Source organism: Paractinoplanes aksuensis, from assembly GCF_024137025.1.
GTDB lineage: Bacteria > Actinomycetota > Actinomycetes > Mycobacteriales > Micromonosporaceae > Actinoplanes > Actinoplanes aksuensis.
In genome coordinates this window covers 120,284-143,220 of sequence record NZ_JAMYJR010000042.1, presented here as the reverse complement: position 1 = coordinate 143,220, position 22,937 = coordinate 120,284, and the positions used below count along the sequence as shown (strand labels likewise).

Below are 22,937 nucleotides of genomic sequence, written 5' to 3'. Positions count from 1 at the left end.
ACTCAGGACAAGGCGTCTGCTGCACGCCGTCCTGGCGGTCCCCGGCCCTGATAGACCTCCCGCCCCGTCTGCGCCCGATGACCGTCGTTGTCGCGGCGCAGGTGCCACCAGACGATGGTGCTGGTGACGGCCCGCTGAGCCAGCCACGCCGACCCGGTGGGGTCCGGTGTGGAGTGGCCGTGCCCGCCGCGGTCGACGGTCTGCAGATCCGGTCGCTGCCCCAGCGAGGGCGCCGGCGCCATGACGACGGCCTGGAGCACCGACGGCGCCGGGACCAGCTGGGATGCCCGCGGATTCGCGCCCACCACCGCGCCCGCGAACAGCAGCGCGACGACGACCGGCAGGCCCGCCCACCGGCGCCACCATGCTGTGCGCTCGGCGGACATGCCATGCACGCTACGGTGGCGGCGCCACTACCTCAAAGAATCGCCGGCCAGAGATACCCCGGCGCGTGCGTTCCCGGTACGCCCAGTCGCCGCTGCGCTTCGATCATGCTCGCTCGGACCCGCTCGTCCGGTTCGGCGCCGGCCAGCATCCCCAGCAGCTCCCGATCGCCGTCCGGCTCGGCGGAGAACCGGGCCGACCGGCCGTCGATCGGCGCCAGCAGCGCGACCGCCTGCGCGCGGAACCTCGGCTCCGGCGACGCCGCCTGACGGTAGAGGAACTCCACGGCCGGCACGAGCTCCCGGGCCACCTGCCGCAGCAGGCCGGTATTGCCGAGCGCGATCTCACCGGCGTACGGGTCGCCGTAGGCGATCGGCTCCAGAATCAGCTGCGCCACGAACGCCAGGTCCGGCCGTTTCTGCTGTTCGGCCAGGTCCAGCAGGAACGGCACCGCGAACGGGGTCACCTCGAAGACCAGCCCGTCCGGGGCGAGGTGCTCCTCGAGCTCGGCCCGGATCACCGCGCGCTTCTTCTCGTCGTCCGGCCACGCCGCCAACGCCGTCAGCAGACCCGGCACGTCAGCCGCGGTAGGCCGCGCACCACTGCGCAACCCGGCCCAGGGCACGACACTGATGCGAGCACGATGAAACATAAGGTCATTCTGTCGCAACGCCCGGCGACGACCGGGCCACCGCCGCCGCCTCCCGGACCGGGCCGGCCAGGGCCGCGGCGATGACGGCGTACCCGGCGCTGGACGGATGGAACCGGTCGGCGCTGAACAGGCCCGGGTCGACGGCGAAGCCCGCCACCGAGGTCATCCCGATGTCGGCCACCCGGGCTCCCTCGGCCCGCGCGACCCGGCTCTGCGCGTCGTGCAGCAGCTGGCTCCCGGCCCGCACGACCGCCCGCATCTGCGGCGGCACCCACGGCACCACGCTCAGGTCGGGCGCGGGCGCGACGACCACCTCGGCGCCGGCTGCCCGCAGCCGCCGGACGGCCTCGGCCAGCCGGGCGGCGGCCTGCGCCGGCGGCACCATCCGGGTCAGGTCGTTGGCGCCGACGATGATCAGAGCGAGCTGCGGCGGCCAGACCAGCGCCCGCTGCACCTGAGCCGCCAGGTCGCGGCTCTGAGCTCCGGGAACGGCGAAGACCCGCACCTCGTGGGGCAGGCCGTGGGCGGTCAGATCGGCCGACAGACGCTGAGCCACCGTGTCGGCGGCGGCGGAGGCGCCCTGACCGTAGGCGATCGAGTCGCCGAAGATCGCAAACTTGAGTGTCACGTCAGTGTTCAACCGATGAGCAGGTTGACCCTGTTCCGGGAACAGGGTCTTGACTTCACCCATGGCAGTCGACGTGAGAGACGTTCCTGAGTCGAAACGGTACGAAGCTCGGGTAGAAGGACAGTCCGAGATCGCGGGTGTCGCGGAATACCTTCGTACCGCGGAGCTGATCGCGTTCGTGCACACCGAGGTGCCGCCGAAGTACGAGGGCCGGGGCGTGGGGGCGGCGCTGGCCCGAGCCGCCCTCGACGAGGCGCGCGCGGCGAACCTGCGGGTGCTGGCGATCTGCCCGTTCTTCGCGGGGTGGATCGCCCGGCACCCCGACTACCGGGACCTGGTGTACCAGTCCCGCAGCAAGGTCACCGACTGAGACGTCAGTCCTGGGCTGGACCCCGACCCGGACGGTCTCGGCAAGTACCTGAACGCCTAGCCTGCGTACTGGCTCCACGCCCACGCCACGGCGAAGGCGACGCCGCCGACCGGCAGAAGGGTGAGCAGGGCGAAGACGGCGGGCCAGGCCCAGGCGACGGGTTCCCGGTCGTTCGAGGCGACGGTCACGATCACTCCCAGGGACGGCGGTGTTGGACATGCTCGATTCTTCGGCCCGGCCGCCCCTCCCCACATCCGCACACGGTCGGATCTCGCGGGGGCCGGCCTACGACCAAGGTTGTATCGGGGGTTGACCCTGTTCCCACCACACGGTGTTCCATAGGTACGTGCGACTGTTCATTCCTCGCGGGCCGTTCGAGCTCGCCGCCGAGCTGCACCTGCCCCACGACCTCGACGCGTCGGCGCCGCTGCGGGCGGTCGTGCTGTCGACGCCGGGCAGCAGCGTCAAGGAGCAGATCGGCGCCAACTACGCCTCCCGCCTGGCCGCGCGGGGCATTGCCGCGCTCGTCTTCGACCCCGGCCACCAGGGGCAGAGCGGCGGCGAACCGCGCGATCTGGAGGACCCGTACCGCCGGGGTGAGGACATCTCGTACGCCATCGACACCCTCAGCACCGTGCCCGGCATCGACCCCCACCGGATCGGCGTCCTCGGCATCTGTGCGGGTGGCGGGTACGCCATCCACACCGCGCGCACCGACCACCGCATCCGGGCGGTCGGCGTGGTCGATCCCGGTGAGATCGGCGCCTCGTTCCGCGGCTTCCAGGCCGACGGCCCGGTGGCCGCGCTCGACGCACTGGCCGAGGCCCGCCTCGAGGAGGCCCGCACGGGCGTGCTGACCCGCGACAACTGGCTGCCCGACACCATGGCCGAGGCCGAGGCGGCCGGCGTGACCGACGTCGACCTGCTCCAAGCCATCACCTACTACCGCACCGAACGCGGCCGCAACGAGCACTCGACCAACCGCCGCCTCTCCCGGGGCGACTCGCTGCTGCTCGGCTACGACGCGTTCCACCTGGTCGACCAGCTGCTGACGCAACCGTTGCAGCTCATCGTGGCCGAGCACCTCGAGGGCACGGGCTTCGACACGTCGGCCGAGCGGCTGTGGAAACTCGCCCCCGACCCGGTCGACCGGATGGTCGTGCCGGGCGCGCGTCACTACGAGATGTACGACGTCCCCGAGTACGTCGACGCCGCCGTCGACCGGCTCGCCGCCTTCTACGGCAACCACCTTTGATGCCGGACCCGCCGATCCTGGCCGAGGACCTGCTGCTGCTCCTGTTCCAGCCCGATTCCGGCCCGCAGACCACCGATGTCAGGGCCGACCAGAGCACCCTCTCGGACGCCCTCGCGGGGGCGGTGCTGGCCGACCTCGGGCTGAGCGGGCACCTCCGGCTCGTTCCGGGCCAGGCCGGCGCCAAACGGGTCGAGGCCGTCGCGCAGCAGCCACCGGCGGACGACATCCTGCGGCTGGCCTGGGAGTTCCTGGCCGCCGGGCCCCGGGGCATCGACACCGCGCTCGCCGCGATCGGGCCGGACCTGCACGGTGAGTTGCTCGACCGGCTCGTCCGGCGCGGCGACATCCGGCGGTCCCGGCGAACGACCCTCGGCGTCCTCGAGGTCGAGGTGCTCGAGGACGCGGGCACCGGCCGCCGGGAGGACCTGCTCGCCGCCGTACGGGAAGTGCTGGTCGACGGGGTGGACCCGCCGCCCCGCCTCGCCGCGCTGGCCGCCCTGGTGGCGGGCAGCGGAACGCTCGCCCAGTTCGGCCCGGGCATACCTCGGGACGCCTCCCTCATCGCCCGGGCCAAGAAATTCGACTACGAGAGCGGGGGCGCCACGGCCGCGGCCGAAGCGATCGCCCGCACCATCGCCGCGGCCGTCGTCAGCAAGTGACGGGGCTCACCACCACGGCTGTTCCAGGGCCTGGTCCGTGCCGCCGGTGCCGTCCAGGCCGTCCAGCGCGGCCACGTCGGCCGAGGTCAGCTCGAAGTCGAAGACCTGCGCGTTCTGCTCGATCCGCTCGCGGTGGGTCGACTTGGGCAGCACGATGAGCCCGCGCTGCAGGGCCCAGCGGATCAACACCTGAGCGGGCGTACGGTCCAGCCGCTCGGCGATCTCGGCCACCCGCTCGTCCCGCAGGTGCCGGCCCGTGCCCAGCGGGCTGTAGGCCTCCAGGGCCACGCCCCGCGCCTCGCAGGCCGCCAGCAGGTCGCGCCGGAACTCGAACGGGCTGAACTGCACCTGGTTGACGACCGGGGCCACCTCGGCCACCTTGAGCAGCGCGTCGACCTCGGCCGCGTTGAAGTTGGAGACGCCGATCGAGCGCGCATACCCGTTCTCGTGCGCGCGCTGCATGCCGTCCCAGGCCCAGGTCGGCCCGCCCTGCGGCCAGTGCACGATGTACAGGTCGACGGACTCCACACCCAGGCGCTCGAGGCTGCGCTGGGCCTCGGCTTCGGGGTCACGCGAACCCGGGTAGAACTTCGTCGTGATGTAGACGTCCTCGCGGGCGACACCGCTGTCACGCAGGGCCCGCCCGACACTGGCCTCGTTGCCGTACGCCTGCGCGGTGTCGATGTGGCGGTAGCCCGCCTCGAGCGCCCAGCGCACCGCGTTCTCGCACACGGGCCCCTCCGGCACCTGCCACACACCGAGCGCGAGCAGCGGAATCTCGGTGCCGTCGGCGAGCACCCGCGCCCGCCCGTCCTGCGTCAGTTCACCCGTTGCCATGTCGTCTTTCCCCGCCCTTGAGACCAGCACCTGCCGCCTGAACGCTACCAACCGTCTACGGGTCGCGCGCGCTTCCTCTCCTGGTCCGGACGCTCGGACGGCCTGGGCCGGAGAGCCGGCCGGGCAAGCGGCCGCGGCGTTCACCGGCCGGTGAGGGTCAGCGCGGCGTCGACGATGGAGACGGTGTCGATGCCGTGCAGGTGGTGGGCGTCGGCGAGGTCGGAGGACTGGCCGAACTCGGTGACGCCGAGGTTGCGGGTGCGGTCGCCGCGTACGCCGGCCAGGAAGGCGAGCGTGTGCGGGTGCCCGTCGAGGACGGTGACCAGGGGTTCCGGCTGTGAAACGGGGAACAGCACCTGGGCGATGTCGCTGCCCCGGCCCTGGGCCGACTGGAAGACCAGGTCGGGGCTGGTCAGGCAGACCACGCCGGCCGTCACCCCGAGCGCGGTCAGGCGGTCGGCCGCGGCGATGACCTCGGGCATGATCGCGCCGACGCCGACCAGGGTGACCTGCTCGGTGCCGGGCGCGTGGGCGGTCAGCCGGTAGCCGCCGGCGATCACCTGGCGCCGCCGGCGTTCGCGCAGCATCTCGTCGTCGGGCACGGCGGCCAGGGCCGGGTCGATCGGCCGGGTCGACAGCCGGAAGTAGGCCGAGGTGCCGCCGGGCACGCCGACCCGGCCCATCGCCTCGAGCAGGCACCATTCGAGGTCCTGGGCGAAGGCCGGTTCCCAGGCCACGCAGCCGGGCTGTTCGAGGCCGATGGACGGGGTCGTGATCGACTGGTGGGCGCCGCCCTCCGGGGCCAGTGTGACGCCGGACGGGGTGCCGATGATGATGGACTGGCCACCCGCGTAGATGCCGTACGACCAGGGTTCGAGGGCCCGGCTCAGGAACGGGTCGTACAGCGTGGCGATCGGGATCAGCCGCTCGCCCCAGCGGGACCAGGTTGCGCCGAGCTCGCCCAGCAGGCCGACCAGGTTGACCTCGGCGATGCCGAGCTCGATGTGCTGACCGGTCGGCGTCTCGGCCCACTTCAGCACCCGTTCGGGGTCGTCGGCGAACCAGTCCGGCCGGTCGGCGACCGACCAGACGCCGGTCTTGTTGATCCATCCGCCGAGGTTGGTCGAGGAGGCGACGTCGGGGCTGCACGTGACCACGCGGGACGCCACGGCCGGGGCTTCGCGGGCCAGGTCGCCCAGGAACTTGCCCAGCGCGGCCTGCGTCGAGACGGCCGACCGGTGCGTACGGCTCAATGAGGACGGCAGAGGGTCCGCAGCGCGCATCGGCGCCGAGGAGCGCTTCAGGTCTGCGGCCCTTCGCGTGCACAACTGCGCGGCCGGGGAACCCGCGTCGAACGTACGCCAGGGGTCGTCGCGGTCCGCGCCGGCCGACTCGGCCAGGGCCGTCATCTGGGCGTCGGTGAGCAGCGCCGAGTGGTTGTTCGGGTGTCCCTCGATGGGCAGGCCGCGGCCCTTGACGGTGTAGGCGAACACGACCGTGGGCCGGGTGTCGTCCACCTCGGCGTAGGTCTCCAGCAGCAGGCCGATGTCGTGTCCGCCGAGATCCCGGACCGCCTCGGCCAGATCCGTCGCGGGAATCGACCGTACGAGGGAATGCAGTTGATCCGATCCGTTGTCCCCCACGATCCGGTCGGCGATCCGGTCGGCGTCGACGCGCAGCATCCGCTGGTATTCCTCGTTCGGCATCGCCTCGAGGCGGGCCCGCAGCTCGGCGCCGCCCGGCCGGTCGAACAGCGCGCCGATCGTCCGGCCCCACTTGAGGGTGATCACCTGCCAGCCGGCCGCGCCGAACATGCCGGCCAGCCGGTCGATCTGGATGTCGGGCACGACGCGGTCCAGCGACTGGCGGTTCAGGTCGACCACCCAAAGGATCTCGCCCAGCCGGGCCACCGCGGGGTCGGCCACGGCCTCCCAGATGGCGCCCTCGTCGAGTTCGGCGTCACCGAGCAGGCTGATGAAACGCCCGGCCGACGGCGCCGCGGGGAAATGACCGGCCAGGTAGCGGTGCGAGACGGCCGCCCACACGGCCGCGGTCGCGCCGATCCCGACCGAGCCGGTCGAGAAGTCGACGGTGCCGGGGTCCTTCAGGCGGCTCGGGTACGACTGCAGGCCGCCCTTGGCCCGCAACGTGCTCAGATACTTCCGGTCGAGGTCGCCCAGCAGGTAGTTGACGGCGTGCAGGACCGGCGAGGCGTGCGGCTTGACCGAGACGCGGTCGTCGCGGGTCAGCTCGGCGAACCACAGCGACACCATGATGTCCACCATCGACGCGCTCGAGGCCTGGTGACCGCCGACCTTGATGCCGCCGGCGTTCGGCCGCCCGTGGTTGGCCGCGTCCACGATCGAGGTCGCCAGCCACCGCACCCGGTCGGCCACCACGCGCAGGAGCGCCTCGTCGGGCGATGTGCTGATCAGCGGCCGCTCGGTGACTGTCATGTCCGGATACCCTGGACCGCGGCCCGGAAGCTCGCAATGGTTCGGCCCGATCCGCGGGCGAGACGCAATGATCTGTCACCCGGGCCCGCCCGAACCGCATAATTCTTTCGTGAGTACGTACGATTCCACCGCCTCGCCCCGGGCCGTGCTCGACGACGTCGACCGGCGGTTGCTCGACCTGCTGCGCGACAGCGCCCGCACCCCGGCCAGTGAGCTGGCCCGGGCGGTGAACCTGTCCCCGGCCTCGGTCAGCCGCCGCCTGGAACGCCTCGAACGCCACGGCGTCATCCAGCGCTACGTCACGGTGATCGACGACCGCGCCGCCGGCGACCTCACCGCGTTCGTCGAGATCCGCCTCACCGGCGACACCGAAACCGGCGTACTGGAAACGGCCCTGCGCGACATGGACGAGATCCAGGATTTCTTCACGCTGGCCGGCGACCCCGACGTCCTGGTCCGATTGCGCGTCCGCGACGTCGACCACCTGCAGCGGGTCGTCAACCGGATTCGGCGCACCGGCAAGGCCTCCGGCACCAAGACCCTCATCGTGATGTACGCCTGGAGCCGCAGCGAGGCCGCCCGCAACTGACAGCCCAACACCGCCGGTGAACCTTGCCCGGTGCCGGTCGTCAACACTGTCATGAGCGACTTCTCACTGACTGAGCTGAACTCGCAGATGGCCGACATGCGAGCGTATTGGCTCACCTGGGGCGACGGCTCCTACGGCGTCGACGACGAACTGGTGCTCTATCACAGCGGGCTGGGCGGCAGCCTCTTCAACGGGGTGCTCCGTGTGGGCGACCATTCGCTCGACGACGCCATGGCGATGGCCGAGAAGACGTTCTCCGGGCTGGACTGGCGATGGTGGTTCGGCGCCGACAGCGACCCGGACAGTGTCCGGGGACTGCTCAAAGCCGGCTAAGACTCTCACATTCGGTACGACGCTCCACATCGGACCTAATTCAGCCGGAACGCGATGACGGGTCCGGACGTGACAGGTACTGCCGGCGGATCAGGGATCCGGCCTCGGCCGGCGGGAGCGGGCGGTGGAAGAAGAAGCCCTGGCCGATCGAGCAGCCCATGTCGATCAGGGCGGCCGCCTGGTCGGCGGTCTCGATGCCCTCGGCCACGACGTGCATCTTGAAGGCCTCGCCCAGGTGGACCACGGCCTCGCACACCGAGCGGGCCTCCGCGTCGTCGGCGATGCCCGTGACGAACGAGCGGTCGATCTTGAGCACGGTGACCGGCAGGCGGCGTAGGTAGCTCAGAGCCGAGTACCCGGTGCCGAAGTCGTCGACCGCCAGCTGGATGCCGAAATCCCGCAGGTCCTGCAGACGGCCGATGGTGAGCGGGTCGGGCTGCAGGATGACGCTCTCGGTGATCTCCAGGGTGAGCCGGGCGGGCGGGAACCCCGTCTCGGCCAGCACGGACTCGACGGTCCTGACCAGGTCGGCTTGCGCGACCTGCTTCGGCGACAGGTTGACCGCCAGCCGCAGCGGGTCGGCGTCCGGAAGATCGGCGCGCCAGCCGGCCACCTCCCGGCAGGCGGCCCGCAGCACCCAGGCGCCCAGCGGCACCACCGCTCCGGTCTCCTCGGCCAGATCGATGAACTCGCCCGGGCCCAGCAGGCCGCGCACGGGATGGTTCCAGCGGACCAGCGCCTCGACCCCGCGCAGTTCACCGGTGGCCAGGTCGACCGCGGGCTGGAAGAAGACCACCAGTTCGTCGTCGGCCACCGCCCGGCGCAGCTCGGCCTCGCGCGCCTTGGTGTCCATCACGTCCGAGTAGTACTCGAACCGGCCTCGGCCTGCGCGCTTGGCCGCGTACAGGGCGGTGTCGGCCTGTTGCAGGAGCGTCTCGCCGGAGGCGTCCCGGTCGTCGCGGATCGCGACGCCGATGCTCGCCTCGACCATGAGCAGGTGCTCACCGAAGATCACCGGCTGGCGCAGGGCTTCCAACAACCGGGTGGCGGCCGCACCGGCGGCCTCCCGGGTCGGCAGGCGCTGCAGGAGCACGGCGAACTCGTCGCCGCCGAGCCGTCCGGCCAGATCACCGTCCCGGATCACGCGACGCATGGAGTCGGCCGCCGCGATCAGCACGGCGTCGCCCGCCTCGTGGCCGAAGGTGTCGTTGATGGGCTTGAACCGGTCCAGGTCGACGAGCAGGATCGCGGTGTGCTGACCGGGCCGGATCGGCTGTCGGGCCAGCTGGTCCAGGCGCTCGGTGACCAGGATGCGGTTGGCCAGGCCGGTCAGCCCGTCGGTGACCGCCATCTCCCGGTTGTCGCGCAGCGCATGGGACTGACGCGCCATCACGAGCAGCGTGAGCACGGCCGAACCCAGGATCATTCCACCGTACGGATTGATCGGCAGATGCGCCGACTGCACGGCGAGCAGGACGTAGGCGGCGATGCTGGCCGCGTAGGGCAGAACGAGGACGGCACTGCGATCGCGCCGCCTCGGGGCCGGATGCCGGGGCTGCCGGTACTGCTGATCGGCCGCCAGCACCAGCAGGAAACAGCCGGCCAGCCACAGCAGGTCCGGCCAGGAGCCGCCGGTGAACCCGCCGTTGAGCTGGATCCAGCTGTACGACACATCGGCCGTCACGGTGAGGGCGATCGAGCCGGCCAGCAGCCGCACCGGAGCCGGCACCTCCGGCTGGTGACGCCGCAGCATGGCGGTCGACATGGCCAGCACGAGCAGCAGGTCGCCGACCGGCAGGGCCGCCGTGAACGCCCGTTGCCACGAGGTGAGGCCGGGCGCGTTGAGGATCGGCCCGAGCAGCAGGTACCAGATGGCGATGAACCCGCCGGCGCCGACGATCAGCGCGTCGAGCGCCAGCTTCTGCCGGTCACGGCGGCGACGGTGCTGACCCGGGAGCATCAGCAGACCGGCGAACATGAACGGCGAGAACAGCAGGAAGCAGTAGTCGGCGGCCGAGGGGTAGGCGGTGGTGCCGAGAAAGTGGGACTGGACGAACCAGGCGCAGTGGGCGGCCAACTGGCAGACGCAGGCGACGGTGATGACCCGCCAGGCCCGCCGGGTTCGTGGTTCCTGCCGGCGCGAGCCGGCCACCCGGGCCGCCAGCACGGTGAACGCGAGCGCCAGCGGGACATAGGTGGCGTCCGTGACCAGCGTGCGGACCTCGGCGTCGCCCCAGCCGCCGAAGAACCAGACTTGCTGGACCAGCAGCAGAACAGCACAGACGAGCACGCACAGGGCGCCCGCCCGACCGGTTCGCATCCAGGTCAGCATCACTGACCTTTTCGGCCGCCCGGATGGCCACCTGAGACGGCCATCCGGGTCTCAAGTGCCACGAAAGGTGCGGTAGGCGCCGAAGTCGACGGGGGCCGCAGCGGCGTACCGCTCCCGACCGGCTTGCTCGTCGTAGGGCGCGGTCACCACCTCCAGCAGGCGTTCCACCGGGCCGAGGTCGCCGTCGGTCGCGGCGGCCAGCGCCTCCTCGACGAGGTGGTTGCGGGGGATGTAGAGCGGGTTGACGCGGTCCATGGCGTCCGGATCCGGCCCCAGGGTCTGCCAGCGCGTCACCCAGTCCTCCGGCGCGGCCTCCTCGACGAAGTGGCTCCGCACCGGGCCGATGTCGCCTCGCGCGGCCGTGGCCAGAGCCCGGTAGAACGTCGTGTGGTCGACGTGGTCGGCCTGCAGCAGGCCGGGTAGCTCCCCGATCAGCGCCGCCACGATCTCCTCGTTCCCGTCGGCGGGCAGGCCGAGCTTGGCCCGCATCCCGGCTGTCCACGCGGCCTCGTAGCGGGGGCGGAACCGGCCCAGGGCGGCCACGGCCAGGGCGACCGCCTGCTGCTCGTCGTCGTGCAGCAGGGGAAGGAGCGACTCGGCGAGGCGGGCCAGGTTCCACTCGGCCACCAGCGGCTGGTTGCCGTAGGCGTAGCGGCCGGCGTGGTCGATCGAGCTGTAGACGGTGGCCGGGTCGAAGGCCTCCATGAACGCGCACGGCCCGTAGTCGATGGTCTCGCCGGAGATCGTCATGTTGTCGGTGTTCATCACCCCGTGCACGAAGCCGACCAGCATCCACCGGGCGATCAGCGCGGCCTGGGCCGCCACCACCGCCTCGAACAGTGCGAGGTAGGGCTGGGCGACGCCGGCGGCCGCCGGGTGATGCCGGCTGATCGCGTGGTCGGCCAGGCGGCGCAGCAGATCCGGGTCGTCCGTGGCCCGGGCGTACTGGAAGCTGCCGACCCGCAGGTGGCCGGCGGCCACCCGGGCGAGCACGGCGCCGGGCTGCGGGGTCTCGCGCAGCACTGTGCGCCCGGTCGCCACCACGGCCAGCGAACGGGTCGTGGGGATGCCGAGGGCGTGCATCGAGTTGCTGACGATGAACTCACGCAGCATCGGGCCCACCGCGGCCAGACCGTCACCGCCACGCGCGAACGGCGTCCGTCCGGAGCCCTTGAGATGCAGGTCGCGCACCCGGCCGTCGACGTCGACCAGTTCGCCCAGCAGCAGGGCCCGGCCGTCGCCGAGCCGCGGGCTGTACCCGCCGAACTGGTGCCCGGCGTAGGCCTGCGCCACCGGCCGGGCGTCCTCGGGGACAGTGGTGCCGACCAGCAGCCCCACGCCCTCGGCCGTGCGCAACCCGGCCGCGTCCAGGCCCAGCTGAGCCGCCAGCGCCTCGTCGAGGACGAGCACCCGGGGGTCGGGGACGGGGGCGGCCTGCCCGGCGACGGCCATCTCCGGCAGCTCACGCGCGAAGCGATGATCCAGGGTGACGGTGAACTGCGAGATGCCCTTCATCCATCCAGTGTCACCCCTCGGCGGAGCGGGTGGTGACGGTGGCCTGCCGATCCGCCACCACCACGGTGGCCGCCGTCGCTGACCGACGGCCTAGACTCGGGGCACTGGACGCGTACGACCTGATCGGCTGCTCGCACCATTCCGCGCCGCGCGGCACATCGCGCCATATCGAAGCACCGGGCACGTCGGCCGGGCTTGAGAGAAGTCATCATGACCATTGCCAAATCCCTCATCGTCACCGCCCTGCAGAAACGCGACCAGCACGCCCGGGCCGAGTGGGTGCAGCGTGAACTTCCGGACCGGATCGACCCGGCCCGCCACGCCGGCCTGCTGGCGACGTTGAAGCTCGACGTGGACGACCTGGTCGCCGCGGACACTGATTCCTAGGGGACATCGCCCGGAAGGTGAGGGACGACACCGGTTTGCCCGGCCGGTCCGCGGGTACTCCGGTCGGACAGTGGTCGCCCGGACTCCCGCGGCCCCTGCTCCCGTTGTTCCCACCCCTCCGCACGGTGACCGGCTTCCGGTCCTGCGCGGGGTCTTGAGGAGTCGTATCATCAGTACATCCGTTGCCCCCATCTCGAAGCGACCGAAGGCGGCCGGCAGCGAATTCGCGGCCCTGAACCGCAGCATCGCCGAAGCCGGTCTGCTGGAACGGCGTCCCGCCTACTACGCCGTACGCATGAGTGTCGTCGCCGCGCTGCTGGCCGCCGGCTGGGCGGCGTTCTTCCTGATCGGCTCCTCGTGGTGGACACTCGCGGTCGCGGTGGCCCTGGGCGTGGTGTTCTCCCAGCTCGCCCTGCTCGCGCACGATGTGGCCCACCGTCAGGTCTTCCGTACGAAGAGACCCAGCGAACGGGTGGGCCGGGCCATCGCCAACATCGGGGTCGGCATGAGTTACGGCTGGTGGAACGACAAGCACACCCGCCATCACAACAACCCCAACCACGACGACCTCGACCCGGACGTACAGCCCGAGGTGCTGATCTGGGCCACCGAGTCGGCCTGGGGCCGGCGCGGCCTCAAGGGCTTCATCACCCGTCACCAGGCCGGATTGTTCTTCCCGCTGCTGACCCTGCTCAGCATCGACCTGCGCATCTCGAGCGTCAAAGCGCTCCGGCGGCCCGGCCTGAAGCGCCGGGGACTCGAAGCCGCCCTGATGGCCGGGCATCTCGTCGCCTACGTCTCCGCCCTGCTCGTGATGCTGACGCCGCTGCAGGCTCTCGCCTTCTTCGCCGTGCACCACGCGGTGTTCGGCGTCTACCTGGGAATGACGTTCGCCCCGAACCACAAAGGCATGCCACACCCCACCGGCGACGAGGACTTCCTGCGCAAGCAGGTGGTGACCTCCCGCAACGTCACCGGGGGCCGGCTGGTCGACCTGGCCCTGGGCGGTCTCAACTACCAGATCGAGCACCATCTGTTCCCGGCCATGCCGACGCCCAACCTGCGCAAGGCTCAGCCCGTCGTCGAGGCGTACTGCGCCCGGGCCGGCATCCCCTACGTGCAGACCAGCCTGATCGAGTCGTACCGCCAGGCCCTGCGCCATCTGCACGAGGTCGGAGCCCCGCTCCGAGCCGGCGAACCGGCTCGGGCCGGCTACGACCGCTGAGCGGTCGGGTCGGCCACGACGGCGTGGTCGACCTCGGTCAGCCGCTGGTTGTGGCTGCGGGCGTAATTCCGCAGGAAAGCGAAGGCCTCGTCGACGCAGATGCCGCGGGCCTGCGCACGCCACCGCCCGTGCTGGACAGCGAAGGCCGGCCTTGTCCGACGGAGACGGCCGGCTGCCCCGGGAGATCACGCGGGACCGCGGATCGTCAACCGAGGGCAGTCGGCCGCCACCTCGCCCGGCTGTCTGCAACCAGACGCCGGGCCGCACCGAAGCCGTCCGCGGAGCTCGAATGTCCACTCGACGCCGAACTCGAACCGCTGAATTTCGGGCGTACGAAATGCGGACACCCACCAGGCTCGCGGCGATCCCCGGAATAAAAACTGGAACCGGCTCAAACTAGCACGGAAAACGGAATCGCCAATTTTCCGCACGTGCCATATCTATTTCGTGGGCAAATAAATTGCGTCGGCTCAGCTGACGCGCCGCAGCCCGGGGCGCGACCGCTGAGATCCGTCGAACCCGTCACCGCCGAACTGTCGGGCGGCCGCGACCGCGCCGCGCCGCCGCTGGTCGGGGCCGGTGGACGACGGGATCGCGAACGGATTCAGCGAAGCCTCACCAGCATGCCGCCGGCCGGCCGAAATCAGTTCCGGCGGGCGCCCGCCGACGGCGGGCGGAGCGAGAAACAGCATCGAAGGAACAGACCGAGCGTGATTCATGTGGGGATTCCGATCGGGAAGTCGTGGGTTGTGAGATCAGCCGACCGGCGCGAGGAGCTCGCGCCACCGGGCCTCGGTGTACCGGAACGGCGTGCTGGTCGCCAGGAACTCCTCGAGCGGCGGCAGCAGCCGGTCGGCCGCGGTCTCGTGCGGGTAATGGCCGGCCCCGGCGATCTCGACCAGGTGCGGGTCGGTGAGCAGCCCGGCCACGGCCCGGTGGTGGTGCGGCGGAATCGTCTTGTCGTCACTGCCCCAGGCCAGCAGGACCGGCAGGCCGGTGAGCTGTCGCAGCTGCTCGGTCGCGTTGATGGCCTGCCCACGCCAGGTGATGACGGCCCGGGCGGTACGCACGAACGATCGCCGGCGCTGAGCATCGGTGAGCAGGTGCAGGCCCTCGGCCACCGCGTCGGCGTCCGGCCGGGCCAGCAACCGGGGCGCCATGGCCAGCAGCAGCGGTAGCACGCGCCGGGTCACTGGTTGCGGCACACGGGCCAGGGCGGCCACGACCGTCCCCGCGCCGGGCAGGGTAGCGCCCCGAAGCATCGGGCTCAGCTGCGGCCCGAGACCGCCGCTGCTGATCAGCACCAGACGGTTCACCCTGTCCGGGAACTGGTACGCGAACTGCAGAGCGATACCGCCGCCCAGACTGTGACCGATGACTGTGGCCGAAGAGTGCCCCAGCGCGACCAGCAGATCACGGAGGACAGCGGCGTGGGCGCCGAGCGAGTAGTCCCCCGCCGGCCGGTCGGAGTCTCCGTGACCGGGAAGATCCGGAGCAATAACGGTGTGGGTCGCGGCGAGAGTTTCGATCATGCGGTCCCACGTGTGGCGGGTGCCACCCAGTCCGTGCAGTAACAGCAGCGGTTCTCCGGATCCAGCCGTCGTACAGGCCAGAACGCGGCCGCCGATGCGAATACCGGCGTCCGAACGCCTGATGCTTGTGATAATCGTGCTCCTGGTGAAATAGCGAGGACTCCGGCGAACGCAGGAGACATATGCCTCATCGACCGGCACGTCAGTGCGGGACAGGCACGAGCGAAAATCTCGGACTGGCGGCGACTGCCGACTTCGAGAAGATTTGTAACGCTGATCGCAACAGTACTCCGGGATCGGGCGGCCACCCACCCGCTGCGCCGGCCGTCCACGTTTGCCGGGGACGGTCAGGGGAATTCATCGGGCCTCGGAGGTGTCTGATCCCGGCCGTGGGATCACCAACATCGTCAGCTTGTGACTCCGCACAGGTGCACCTGCGGAGGCGACAATCATTCCTGCTGTTGAAGAAATTCCGTTGATCTGGAGCTACAGCGTCGAGGACGGGCTACCGACTTTGACGGTCTGCGGCACGTTGACCATGGCCGGCTCCGAACTGCTGCACGACGCGACAATCAAGATTCTCCGGCGGCATCGGGCCGAAGTGCTGATCGATCTGTCCACGATGACGATGACCGGCCGGGACACGGCAGCTGTCTTCACCAGAATCATGGCCGAGGCCGTGCTGTGGCCTGATGTGCTGGTGGTGGTCTGCGCCCCCGCCGGACTGACGCGATCGCTGGGTCCAGCCGTGCTCGATCCGAGGTTGGTGTTCGGCAGCGTCCGCGCCGCCCGGTCGGCGGCGTTGGCGAACGTGCCGACCGTCTCCGAGATCCTGCTTCCGGTCGCCGACGCCGCGCGCCGGGCCCGGACCGTGGTCACCGACGCCTGCCGGCGGTGGGACGAAGCGGACCTGGCCGACCCGGCGATGCTGGTGGCCAGCGAACTGGTCACCAACGCCACCGTCCACGCGCACACCATGATGACCATGCAGGTGCGGCTACGACCGTGCCACCTGCGCATCGCCGTCTTCGACGGCTCCTCCGCCCCGGCCGGGACCCGTCGCGCCGGGCCGGCCGGCGACGGCCGGGGCCTGCATCTGGTCGACGCGGTCTCCACCGCCTGGGGATCGACCCCGCTGAGCTCAGGCAAGGTGGTGTGGTCGGCGCTGAGCCGCTGACCGGCCATCGCCTCGTCCGAGGGACGACGGGCTCGATCGTGGGGCCGGCCACCAATTGTGTGATAGCGTCGAGGTGTTGCAGTTTTGATTTCCGTAGACGTTTCTGGCGCCTGATGGGTTATCTGACACCCATCGAGGCGCTTTTCGTTTTTCGTGTCGTTCCGGCGCGGGTGATCAACGCCGCGGCGCTGGATTCCGCGCAGTGCGGTCTCCTCGGCCTGCGAAGGAGCAGACATGACTACAGGCACCGTGAAGTGGTTCAACGCCGACAAGGGTTTCGGCTTCATCACCCCCGACGACGGCGGCGCCGACGTCTTCGCCCACTTCTCCGCCATCTCGGCGAGCGGCTTCCGCAGCCTCGACGAGAACCAGAAGGTGGAGTTCGACATCACCCAGGGCCAGAAGGGCCCGCAGGCGGAGAACATCCGCCCGCTCTGATCCGCGATCCCGAGACGGCGCCCGGCTCCTTCAGCGGGTCGCCGTCCGGCATTTCGACCGGTCAGCCGTTCGAGGCACTTTCGGCTCCATCCGGAAGGACTGATGACATGACAGCCACCTATTCGGGCCCGGCGAAGCTGGTTCTGGCCAGCGGCGCGCGTATCACCGGCATGGCCTCCCTCAGCACCAACCGGCGCGGCGAACTCAACGGCTGGGGCGGCACCTTCCGCCCGGACGAGATCACCGCCGACCTGCGCAACGCAGCCGAGGGTCTCCACCTGGAGCTGCCCTACGAGCGGGTGGGGACGGTGAGCGTCAGCCGGATCCGCAAATTGCTCGCCACCCAGCTGTTGATGTCGCTGACCGGGCCCGGGCCCGCCCCCTTCTGACCGCGGGATGACGACCGGTCTCAGCTCGGCCTCATGTCGGATGCAGACCGGCGTCCGAGACGACACCGGCCCCACCGGTGTGGGTGGCGAACCGCATCAGACCGGCGGAGCCTGGAACAGGCCCTTGTCAGGGTCGATGAACGACGCATCCGGGCCGCGGCCGCCGCCGGCTTCGACGCCGTCGAGATGTGGGGCACGTTCGACCGCGACGTGCCCGCGCTCGCCAAGGCACTGGCCGACACCGGCCTGACGCTGACGTCGGTGCTGGCCGAACCGCGCACCAACTTCACCCTGCCCGGCACCGACCTGACGGCGTACTACGACGGCCTGGCCCGGGGAATCGAGAACGCCCGGCTGCTCGGCTCCCCTCGCATCGTGGTCGGTTCCGGCATCGGCTTCCCCGGCGCCAAACGCGCCCAGAACCTGGAACGCCTGGTCGAGATATTCACCGAGTCCGTCGATTACGTACAGATCGCGGACTCACCGGGCCGGGGCGAGCCCGGCAGCGGTGCGCTCGATTGGCCGGCCGTCCTGGCGACGTTGCGGCACAGCGGCTACGACGGACCGATCGGGCTCGAGTACTTCCCCACCATCGAGACCATGGCGTCATTAGCCACCATCCGATCGGCCGCAGCCGCGGCCTGACCTCATTCGGGTCCGTTCAGGCCCGTAGTGCCGGCGTCCGGCAGTGATCGGACGGCTTGACCCACGACCACTTCCGCCGCCGCGTCGCGCACCTGGTCGGGGCGGTCACCCCACAGCTTCCGCAGGGCCGGGTGATCGGCGATCTCGATTCAGTCGCCTCGGTGCCCACATTCGCAACCGGACCGGGTCGCCCGGTCAGTAGCTCCAGCTGTAGAGGCCGCCGCCGGTGCTCACCGCGGCCACCGCGAGCCGGGCGACTCCCCGCAGAACCACCAGCAGATCGTCGTCGGTCATCTCGTCCCCGTCGGCGGCTCGGAGCCGTGCAGTCCAGCGGTCGGCGAGTTCCTCGAGTTCGGCCGGACCGGCGGCGGCCAGGGCCCGGGTCACCCGCGCCGGCACAGCGAAGATCTCCACCCCGTCGTTCATGGGCTGGGTGACCCACTCCGGCCACGCCCACCGCATCAACTGCTCATCCGTCGGCGCCTCGGCCGACCGCTCCTCGAAGTACATGTCCCACTCGGCGATCGCCGTGTCCGGCTCCAAGAACCGGCAGCTCACCGACTCGCGCCCCCTGCCCGGCCCACCGCGATACGTCGCTGCGGCGGTCTTGTCGTCAGCGGCGAGGAAGAACACGATGTCGTGAGCCACCCTGGCATGATCGCAGGCCGCCGTTCGGCGGACTCAGTTCGTCGATACTCGGGTGGCCGGGACGACGGCCGGGCCGTCGGACAGAGCCGGCACGCCGACGAGGTTGCTGGGCGCGGCGATCGCGGCCATTTTCCAGTAGCCGCGGAACCGCCCGATGCGCTCCCAGCCGACCATGGGATTGAGCGCCATGGCTCGTCGGATACGCGCCAGTTCGTCGAATCCCCGTTTGTCGTTCGAGGTCAATGCCTTTCGCCACCGCGGTGTGGTGCGACCGTCGCTGGTGAAGAACTCGACGAGTGTCGCGCAGTAGAAGGCATAGCAGGCGATCTCGCGGGCGAGGCGGCGTAGCGCGATACGGCTCGCATCGTCGGAGGCGCCCAGAGGCGAGCTCAGACTCAGCCGGGCCAGTTCGTCGACGGCCGACTGGAACAGCGCCCGATCGGATACGCGATCGGCGATATCGTCGCACCACAGAATCAGCCGGGAAGTGACCGGCTCAGCGTCGATCTTACGAACGGCAGCGGTCACCGCTCCCGCCTTGCCGTGCAGTTCGCGGTTGATCAACCGCCGGGTCACGCTGATCAGTTCCGGCGACTCCGTTTCGACCCCGGCCAGGTCGACCATCGTGCGGGTGGTCCGGATCAGGTCGCGCGGCAGGCCGCCGGAGACGCAGAAGCTCAAGCCCTTGAACGGAACAGGAATCTCGGTCGTTCGCCGGCTCAGCAGATCGGAGCTCTCGTGGAAGCTCAGGTAGTCGATGCTGATGATCTCGTCGAAGGCGCTGTCGAACACGTCCCGGAACGGCAGTCCGCGCCGCTCGAAAGAGGCCATCGCGTCCTCCGAGACCGACACCAGGAAATGACAACCAGGCACGCCGAAGATGCTTTTGATGTCGTTGAGGAACTGCTGCGCCCGGGTGTCGTTCTCGATCTTGTCCAGCTCGTCGATCCCGATAATCAGCCGCGCTCGAGGATTCCCCGACTGCTCGGTGGCGATCAACCGGAGGAACTGCCGCACCTCGTCCACGATCTCGGGCAGGTTCTTGGGCTGCCGCACGAAGCCGCCGGCCCGCTTGTGGCTGGATTCCATGCCGGTCGGCAGTTTGATCGCGCCGGTCCACTCGCCCGAGATGCTCTGCTGAAACTGGATCTCGTACAGCCGGTCGCGCGCCTCGGCTTCCACCACTGACACTTCGTCGGCCCGAGCGGACGGTCTACGGCTGGGGTGGCGGGACCAGGTCTGGGCGGCAAGCGACCCGGCCACTGTGAGCAGAACGACGCCGAGGGCCTGACCCGTATTGACGACGTAGCCGAAAGCCGAGAACGCGAAGATCAGGAGACCACCGATACCGACGACCGCGGCGACGACGAAGGACGCGAGTTTCGATCGGGTGGCGACGAGGGCGCCGATCGGGTCGGGTGGTGTGACGCGGCCACCGGCCCGGATGATGACGGCGCGGCAGATCTGCGCGTACAGGTGGAGCAGGAACTCGCGCGGGGAGTACTCGACCGGCGCCGACACCAGCACCCGCAGACCCGGTTCCTTGCGCTGATGGGCGCAGAACGAGCCCAGCACGGTCGACTTGCCCACCCCGCGCGGACCGGCCACACCGATGCTGCCACCGGGTATCACGTCGATCAGACCGCGCAGCCGCTCGGTAGCGGAGGTGGGGATCTCGTACAGCGGATCGAACGACTGGCTGAGCCCTTCCGGCCGGCCGACCTTCAGCTCGGTCGAGTAGGACGGTTCGTTGTCGCTGATCAACTGGCGGATGTACGTCTCGATGACCTGACTCTGTAGACGTTCCAGCACCGCGGTCCGCACGCCGTCGAATGTGGCTTGTGCTTCGGCCATCGGTATCACCCGATCTCCGGCTTGGCTGATCACGGTGTTGAGGAAGAGGATGAAAACCGCCAGCACGGCCAGAACGGGGTCGGGCTCGGCGATATCGAGTCGCTTGAGGCCGGTGCCCAGGTTCAGGACCGTCAGCAGCACGATGAGCGGGATACCCGCTCCCGCGATCGGTGCGATGATCACGATCCGCCGAACCGGGATGCCACGGACCCGATCCGCACCGAAACGGTCGTGGCGCGGCCAGAGCGCCTCGGCGGCAGCAGCAGCGGAGGCGATGGCGATCAACACGACGATGAACGCCGTCAGAGCGGACTGCTTCTGGGTCACCGCGGAGATCCTGACCGCCGATAAGGTGAGAACCGCGGGAAAGGCTGACAGTGCAGCAACCTGGAGCAGGTACACCGGAAGCGAGATACGAACGAAACTCTGGGCAGTGCCGACGGTGAGAACCACCAGTGCCAGGGCCAGCGCCACCCAGAGACCGGCCGGGTTGGCCCAATCGACGCCGTGCCGGCCTGGGCTCGCCAGCGCGAACGAGGCCACCCAGACAAGCATCGCGATTCCCGTCACCAATCGCCGCCAGCCCGCCCTGAACGCCCAGAAGTAGATCAGGCCACCCAGATCACGACGGGCCGACCTGGCGGCGGCCAGGCGTTCGAGGGCTTCGTCGATCTCGTCCAACTGTGGGGACGCGTCGGCTCGACGTTCCGTGTGGACCTTGTCCCGTACGTAATTCGGCGTCAGCCGCGACCCGCGGAGGTCAGCGGCGGTGTTGATCAGGCTGTTCTCGACAGCCAGCTCGAACATGTCCTTCAGATATCGGGCCCGGACGACGTCGGTCAGTTCGTTGGACAACATCTGTTCGGGCGACTGCCCGGGGACGGGGTGTGACTCGAATACCCGCCGCAGCCGGTCCCAGAACTCCATCGTGGCAGGATGCCAAACTCCCGGCTCCGAAAACGGGCTCCGGCCTCACCTTGCCTGAACGGCGATCGGCACCGGCCGATCGACCGACCCCGCCGGTGTCAGGCCGCCGCTGCGATCCCTGGGCACCTGCCCGGCTGCTGGGACCGAACCGCTTGACCATGTTCTTGGGACAGGGTGTCGCATGGTGTCTTGTCGGTCCCGTACCGGGGAGGAGCTTTGGCAGTCGATATCAGCCCACGGGCGTTTCGCTACTTCATGGCTGTGGCCGAGGAACTGCACTTCGGCCGGGCGGCGGCGCGGCTCTACATCTCTCAGCCGTCGCTGAGCCATCAGATTCGCAGGCTCGAAGTGGCTCTCGGCACCCCGCTCTTCGTCCGGTCCAGCCGGCGGGTGCGGCTCACCGCGGCCGGGCGGACGCTGGCCCACGAGGCGCCGGGCGCGTTGGCCGCGCTGGAGCTGGCCGTGGAGCGCACCCGCCGGTCAGGGTCGGGGCGAACCACGACGATCCGGCTGGGTTACACGCCGGTCGCGAGTTTCGGCACGCTCACCGGGCTGCTGGAAGCGATCCAGGAGGACCATCCCGACCTGACCGTCGACGCTCGCGAGCTGTTCAGCGCCGAGATCCCCGAACGGCTGCACGCCGGTGACCTGGACCTCGGTCTCGCCCTGGCCCCGGCGGTCCCGGACGGGGTGGCCGGCGAGGTCGTCCGTACCGAACGCGTCTCCGCGATTCTCGGCACCCGTCACCGCCTCGCCGCTGCGACACTGATTCCGCTGGTGGAGCTGCGGGACGAGACCTTGCTGCTGTTTCCGCGGCGCCTGGCCCCGGCGTACTACGACGGCATCGTCGCCGCTTGCCATCGGGCCGGGTTCACTCCGCGGCTCCGGGCCTTCGACGACCCCCCGATCCATGCCATGCTGTCGCGGCTCGCCGGTGGACGCGAGGTCGGGCTGGCCCCGGCGTCGTTCGCCGCGCACGCGGCGATGGCCGGCCCCGGTGTCACCCACCGCGACATCGGCGACCCGCCCATGCTCGCGGAGTTCTCGCTGTTGTGGCCCACGAGCGGTGCGTCACCCGTCGTCGCCGAGCTGATCGCCGCCGTTCGCCGCTATGCCGCTCATAGCTGGTCGGGTGTGGCCAGCCGGTAGACGAACGGGCCGAGCCCGCCCTGGGCGATCGCGACGACGGCGTGGGCGAGGCTTTCCTGGGTCGCGGCCATGCTCAGGTCCCCCAGCCGGACCGCCTCGTAGCCGGCGTCGTGGCTGAGCTGCTCGACGAGACGCCGGGCCTGTTCGTCGCCGGACCACAGGTTGCTCGGCCGGACGCGGGTGTCGGCGATCTGCTGGTACAGGGCGGCGATGTTGGTGTTGAACACCTTCGCGGTCGGGCCGCCGGTCACCGACCTGACGTATTCGGCGTTCGAGGGGAACCCGGCCGGCGGCTTCACGTCGCCGTAAAGGTTGGTGGCATCCAGCACCGTCTGGCCCGACAGCCCAGTCACTGAGGCCAGAGCCGACTGCACGGCGTCGCCGGGGACAGCGAGCAGCACCGCATCGGCCGTGCCGGCATCGCCACCCTCACGCCCGAGCCGTTCCACCTTGTGCCCGGCCCGCTCCCACAGGCCGGCCAGTCCGCCGCCGATGTTGCCTCGTCCGATCACCGTGATGTTCATGGTTCTCCCCCTGTGCTCATTCGCGCCGGAGT

At 70.2% G+C, this 22,937-nt stretch carries 25 protein-coding genes; 12 read left to right on the top strand and 13 right to left on the bottom strand.

Features of this window, described 5'->3' with window-relative positions:
- Nucleotides 1-2: 2 nt before the first annotated feature.
- From M1L60_RS37325 to M1L60_RS37315, 3 genes are all read right to left on the bottom strand, one after another.
- Entirely contained in the window at nucleotides 3-386 is a 384-nt protein-coding gene (locus tag M1L60_RS37325; protein ID WP_253242288.1) for a hypothetical protein, read from the bottom strand.
- Nucleotides 387-418: 32 nt separating this feature from the next.
- Nucleotides 419-961 carry a hypothetical protein gene (locus M1L60_RS37320; RefSeq protein ID WP_253242287.1) on the bottom strand — a complete coding sequence of 181 codons (543 nt, stop codon included), beginning with the start codon at nucleotides 959-961 and terminating at the stop codon, nucleotides 419-421.
- A 79-nt stretch (nucleotides 962-1,040) separates the two neighbouring features.
- Nucleotides 1,041-1,664 (bottom strand): GDSL-type esterase/lipase family protein, encoded by a 624-nt coding sequence (locus M1L60_RS37315; protein WP_253242286.1) that lies wholly within the window; start codon nucleotides 1,662-1,664, stop codon nucleotides 1,041-1,043.
- A 73-nt stretch (nucleotides 1,665-1,737) separates the two neighbouring features.
- Here M1L60_RS37315 and M1L60_RS37310 point away from each other — a divergent pair, with 73 nt between their 5' ends.
- Entirely contained in the window at nucleotides 1,738-2,034 is a 297-nt protein-coding gene (locus M1L60_RS37310) for a GNAT family N-acetyltransferase (RefSeq protein WP_253242285.1), read from the top strand.
- 56 nt (nucleotides 2,035-2,090) lie between these two features.
- On the opposite strand, the gene M1L60_RS47365 is transcribed toward M1L60_RS37310, so the two are convergent.
- Nucleotides 2,091-2,222, bottom strand: coding sequence for a hypothetical protein (locus tag M1L60_RS47365; protein WP_256517971.1), 132 nt, complete (start codon nucleotides 2,220-2,222; stop codon nucleotides 2,091-2,093).
- Nucleotides 2,223-2,380: 158 nt separating this feature from the next.
- On the opposite strand from M1L60_RS47365, the gene M1L60_RS37305 reads away from it, so the two are divergent.
- A complete protein-coding gene (locus tag M1L60_RS37305) occupies nucleotides 2,381-3,289 on the top strand; it encodes an alpha/beta hydrolase (RefSeq protein ID WP_253242284.1) in 909 nt (302 codons plus the stop codon).
- A complete protein-coding gene (locus M1L60_RS37300) occupies nucleotides 3,289-3,948 on the top strand; it encodes a GOLPH3/VPS74 family protein (protein ID WP_253242283.1) in 660 nt (219 codons plus the stop codon). Before M1L60_RS37305 ends, M1L60_RS37300 begins: the two co-directional genes overlap by 1 nt.
- 6 nt (nucleotides 3,949-3,954) lie before the next feature.
- Here the strand turns inward: M1L60_RS37300 and M1L60_RS37295 are convergent, their stop codons facing one another.
- Both M1L60_RS37295 and M1L60_RS37290 read right to left on the bottom strand, forming a co-directional pair.
- Nucleotides 3,955-4,785 (bottom strand): aldo/keto reductase, encoded by an 831-nt coding sequence (locus M1L60_RS37295; RefSeq protein WP_253242282.1) that lies wholly within the window; start codon nucleotides 4,783-4,785, stop codon nucleotides 3,955-3,957.
- A gap of 140 nt (nucleotides 4,786-4,925) precedes the next feature.
- Nucleotides 4,926-7,241 (bottom strand): thiamine pyrophosphate-binding protein, encoded by a 2,316-nt coding sequence (locus tag M1L60_RS37290; RefSeq protein WP_253242281.1) that lies wholly within the window; start codon nucleotides 7,239-7,241, stop codon nucleotides 4,926-4,928.
- 109 nt (nucleotides 7,242-7,350) lie between these two features.
- Between M1L60_RS37290 and M1L60_RS37285 the strand changes: the two genes are divergently transcribed.
- Both M1L60_RS37285 and M1L60_RS37280 read left to right on the top strand, forming a co-directional pair.
- Nucleotides 7,351-7,830 carry an Lrp/AsnC family transcriptional regulator gene (locus M1L60_RS37285; protein WP_253242280.1) on the top strand — a complete coding sequence of 160 codons (480 nt, stop codon included), beginning with the start codon at nucleotides 7,351-7,353 and terminating at the stop codon, nucleotides 7,828-7,830.
- A gap of 51 nt (nucleotides 7,831-7,881) precedes the next feature.
- Entirely contained in the window at nucleotides 7,882-8,163 is a 282-nt protein-coding gene (locus M1L60_RS37280; RefSeq protein ID WP_253242279.1) for a hypothetical protein, read from the top strand.
- A gap of 40 nt (nucleotides 8,164-8,203) precedes the next feature.
- Here the strand turns inward: M1L60_RS37280 and M1L60_RS37275 are convergent, their stop codons facing one another.
- Nucleotides 8,204-10,483 carry a putative bifunctional diguanylate cyclase/phosphodiesterase gene (locus tag M1L60_RS37275; RefSeq protein WP_253242278.1) on the bottom strand — a complete coding sequence of 760 codons (2,280 nt, stop codon included), beginning with the start codon at nucleotides 10,481-10,483 and terminating at the stop codon, nucleotides 8,204-8,206.
- 63 nt (nucleotides 10,484-10,546) lie between these two features.
- Nucleotides 10,547-12,010 carry a protein adenylyltransferase SelO gene (locus M1L60_RS37270; protein WP_253242277.1) on the bottom strand — a complete coding sequence of 488 codons (1,464 nt, stop codon included), beginning with the start codon at nucleotides 12,008-12,010 and terminating at the stop codon, nucleotides 10,547-10,549.
- 210 nt (nucleotides 12,011-12,220) lie between these two features.
- On the opposite strand from M1L60_RS37270, the gene M1L60_RS37265 reads away from it, so the two are divergent.
- Nucleotides 12,221-12,397 carry a hypothetical protein gene (locus M1L60_RS37265; RefSeq protein WP_253242276.1) on the top strand — a complete coding sequence of 59 codons (177 nt, stop codon included), beginning with the start codon at nucleotides 12,221-12,223 and terminating at the stop codon, nucleotides 12,395-12,397.
- A gap of 295 nt (nucleotides 12,398-12,692) precedes the next feature.
- Nucleotides 12,693-13,622, top strand: a complete 930-nt coding sequence (locus M1L60_RS37260; RefSeq protein ID WP_308208595.1) for a fatty acid desaturase family protein — start codon at nucleotides 12,693-12,695, stop codon at nucleotides 13,620-13,622.
- Nucleotides 13,623-14,092: 470 nt separating this feature from the next.
- Here M1L60_RS37260 and M1L60_RS37255 read toward each other — a convergent pair whose 3' ends face one another.
- A complete protein-coding gene (locus M1L60_RS37255; protein WP_253242275.1) occupies nucleotides 14,093-14,314 on the bottom strand; it encodes a hypothetical protein in 222 nt (73 codons plus the stop codon).
- 63 nt (nucleotides 14,315-14,377) lie between these two features.
- Nucleotides 14,378-15,355 carry an alpha/beta fold hydrolase gene (locus M1L60_RS37250; protein WP_308208594.1) on the bottom strand — a complete coding sequence of 326 codons (978 nt, stop codon included), beginning with the start codon at nucleotides 15,353-15,355 and terminating at the stop codon, nucleotides 14,378-14,380.
- 274 nt (nucleotides 15,356-15,629) lie between these two features.
- Between M1L60_RS37250 and M1L60_RS37245 the strand changes: the two genes are divergently transcribed.
- The 4 genes from M1L60_RS37245 (at nucleotide 15,630) to M1L60_RS37230 (ending at nucleotide 17,803) form a co-directional block, all read left to right on the top strand.
- Nucleotides 15,630-16,331 carry an ATP-binding protein gene (locus M1L60_RS37245; RefSeq protein WP_253242273.1) on the top strand — a complete coding sequence of 234 codons (702 nt, stop codon included), beginning with the start codon at nucleotides 15,630-15,632 and terminating at the stop codon, nucleotides 16,329-16,331.
- A 234-nt stretch (nucleotides 16,332-16,565) separates the two neighbouring features.
- A complete protein-coding gene (cspE, locus tag M1L60_RS37240; protein ID WP_238453676.1) occupies nucleotides 16,566-16,769 on the top strand; it encodes a transcription antiterminator/RNA stability regulator CspE in 204 nt (67 codons plus the stop codon).
- A gap of 107 nt (nucleotides 16,770-16,876) precedes the next feature.
- Entirely contained in the window at nucleotides 16,877-17,158 is a 282-nt protein-coding gene (locus M1L60_RS37235; protein WP_253242272.1) for a hypothetical protein, read from the top strand.
- A 33-nt stretch (nucleotides 17,159-17,191) separates the two neighbouring features.
- Entirely contained in the window at nucleotides 17,192-17,803 is a 612-nt protein-coding gene (locus tag M1L60_RS37230; RefSeq protein ID WP_256517966.1) for a TIM barrel protein, read from the top strand.
- Nucleotides 17,804-17,998: 195 nt separating this feature from the next.
- On the opposite strand, the gene M1L60_RS37225 is transcribed toward M1L60_RS37230, so the two are convergent.
- Nucleotides 17,999-18,451 carry a hypothetical protein gene (locus M1L60_RS37225; RefSeq protein ID WP_253242270.1) on the bottom strand — a complete coding sequence of 151 codons (453 nt, stop codon included), beginning with the start codon at nucleotides 18,449-18,451 and terminating at the stop codon, nucleotides 17,999-18,001.
- A 33-nt stretch (nucleotides 18,452-18,484) separates the two neighbouring features.
- Nucleotides 18,485-20,986: a hypothetical protein gene (locus M1L60_RS37220; RefSeq protein ID WP_253242269.1), complete on the bottom strand. Its 2,502-nt coding sequence runs from the start codon at nucleotides 20,984-20,986 to the stop codon at nucleotides 18,485-18,487.
- Between the two features lie 420 nt (nucleotides 20,987-21,406).
- Between M1L60_RS37220 and M1L60_RS37215 the strand changes: the two genes are divergently transcribed.
- On the top strand, nucleotides 21,407-22,381 hold the full coding sequence (locus tag M1L60_RS37215) for a LysR substrate-binding domain-containing protein (protein ID WP_308208593.1): 975 nt from the start codon (nucleotides 21,407-21,409) through the stop codon (nucleotides 22,379-22,381).
- Here M1L60_RS37215 and M1L60_RS37210 read toward each other — a convergent pair.
- Entirely contained in the window at nucleotides 22,351-22,905 is a 555-nt protein-coding gene (locus tag M1L60_RS37210; protein WP_253242267.1) for an NADPH-dependent F420 reductase, read from the bottom strand. The two genes, M1L60_RS37215 and M1L60_RS37210, sit on opposite strands and share 31 nt — an antisense overlap.
- Nucleotides 22,906-22,937: the final 32 nt, after the last annotated feature.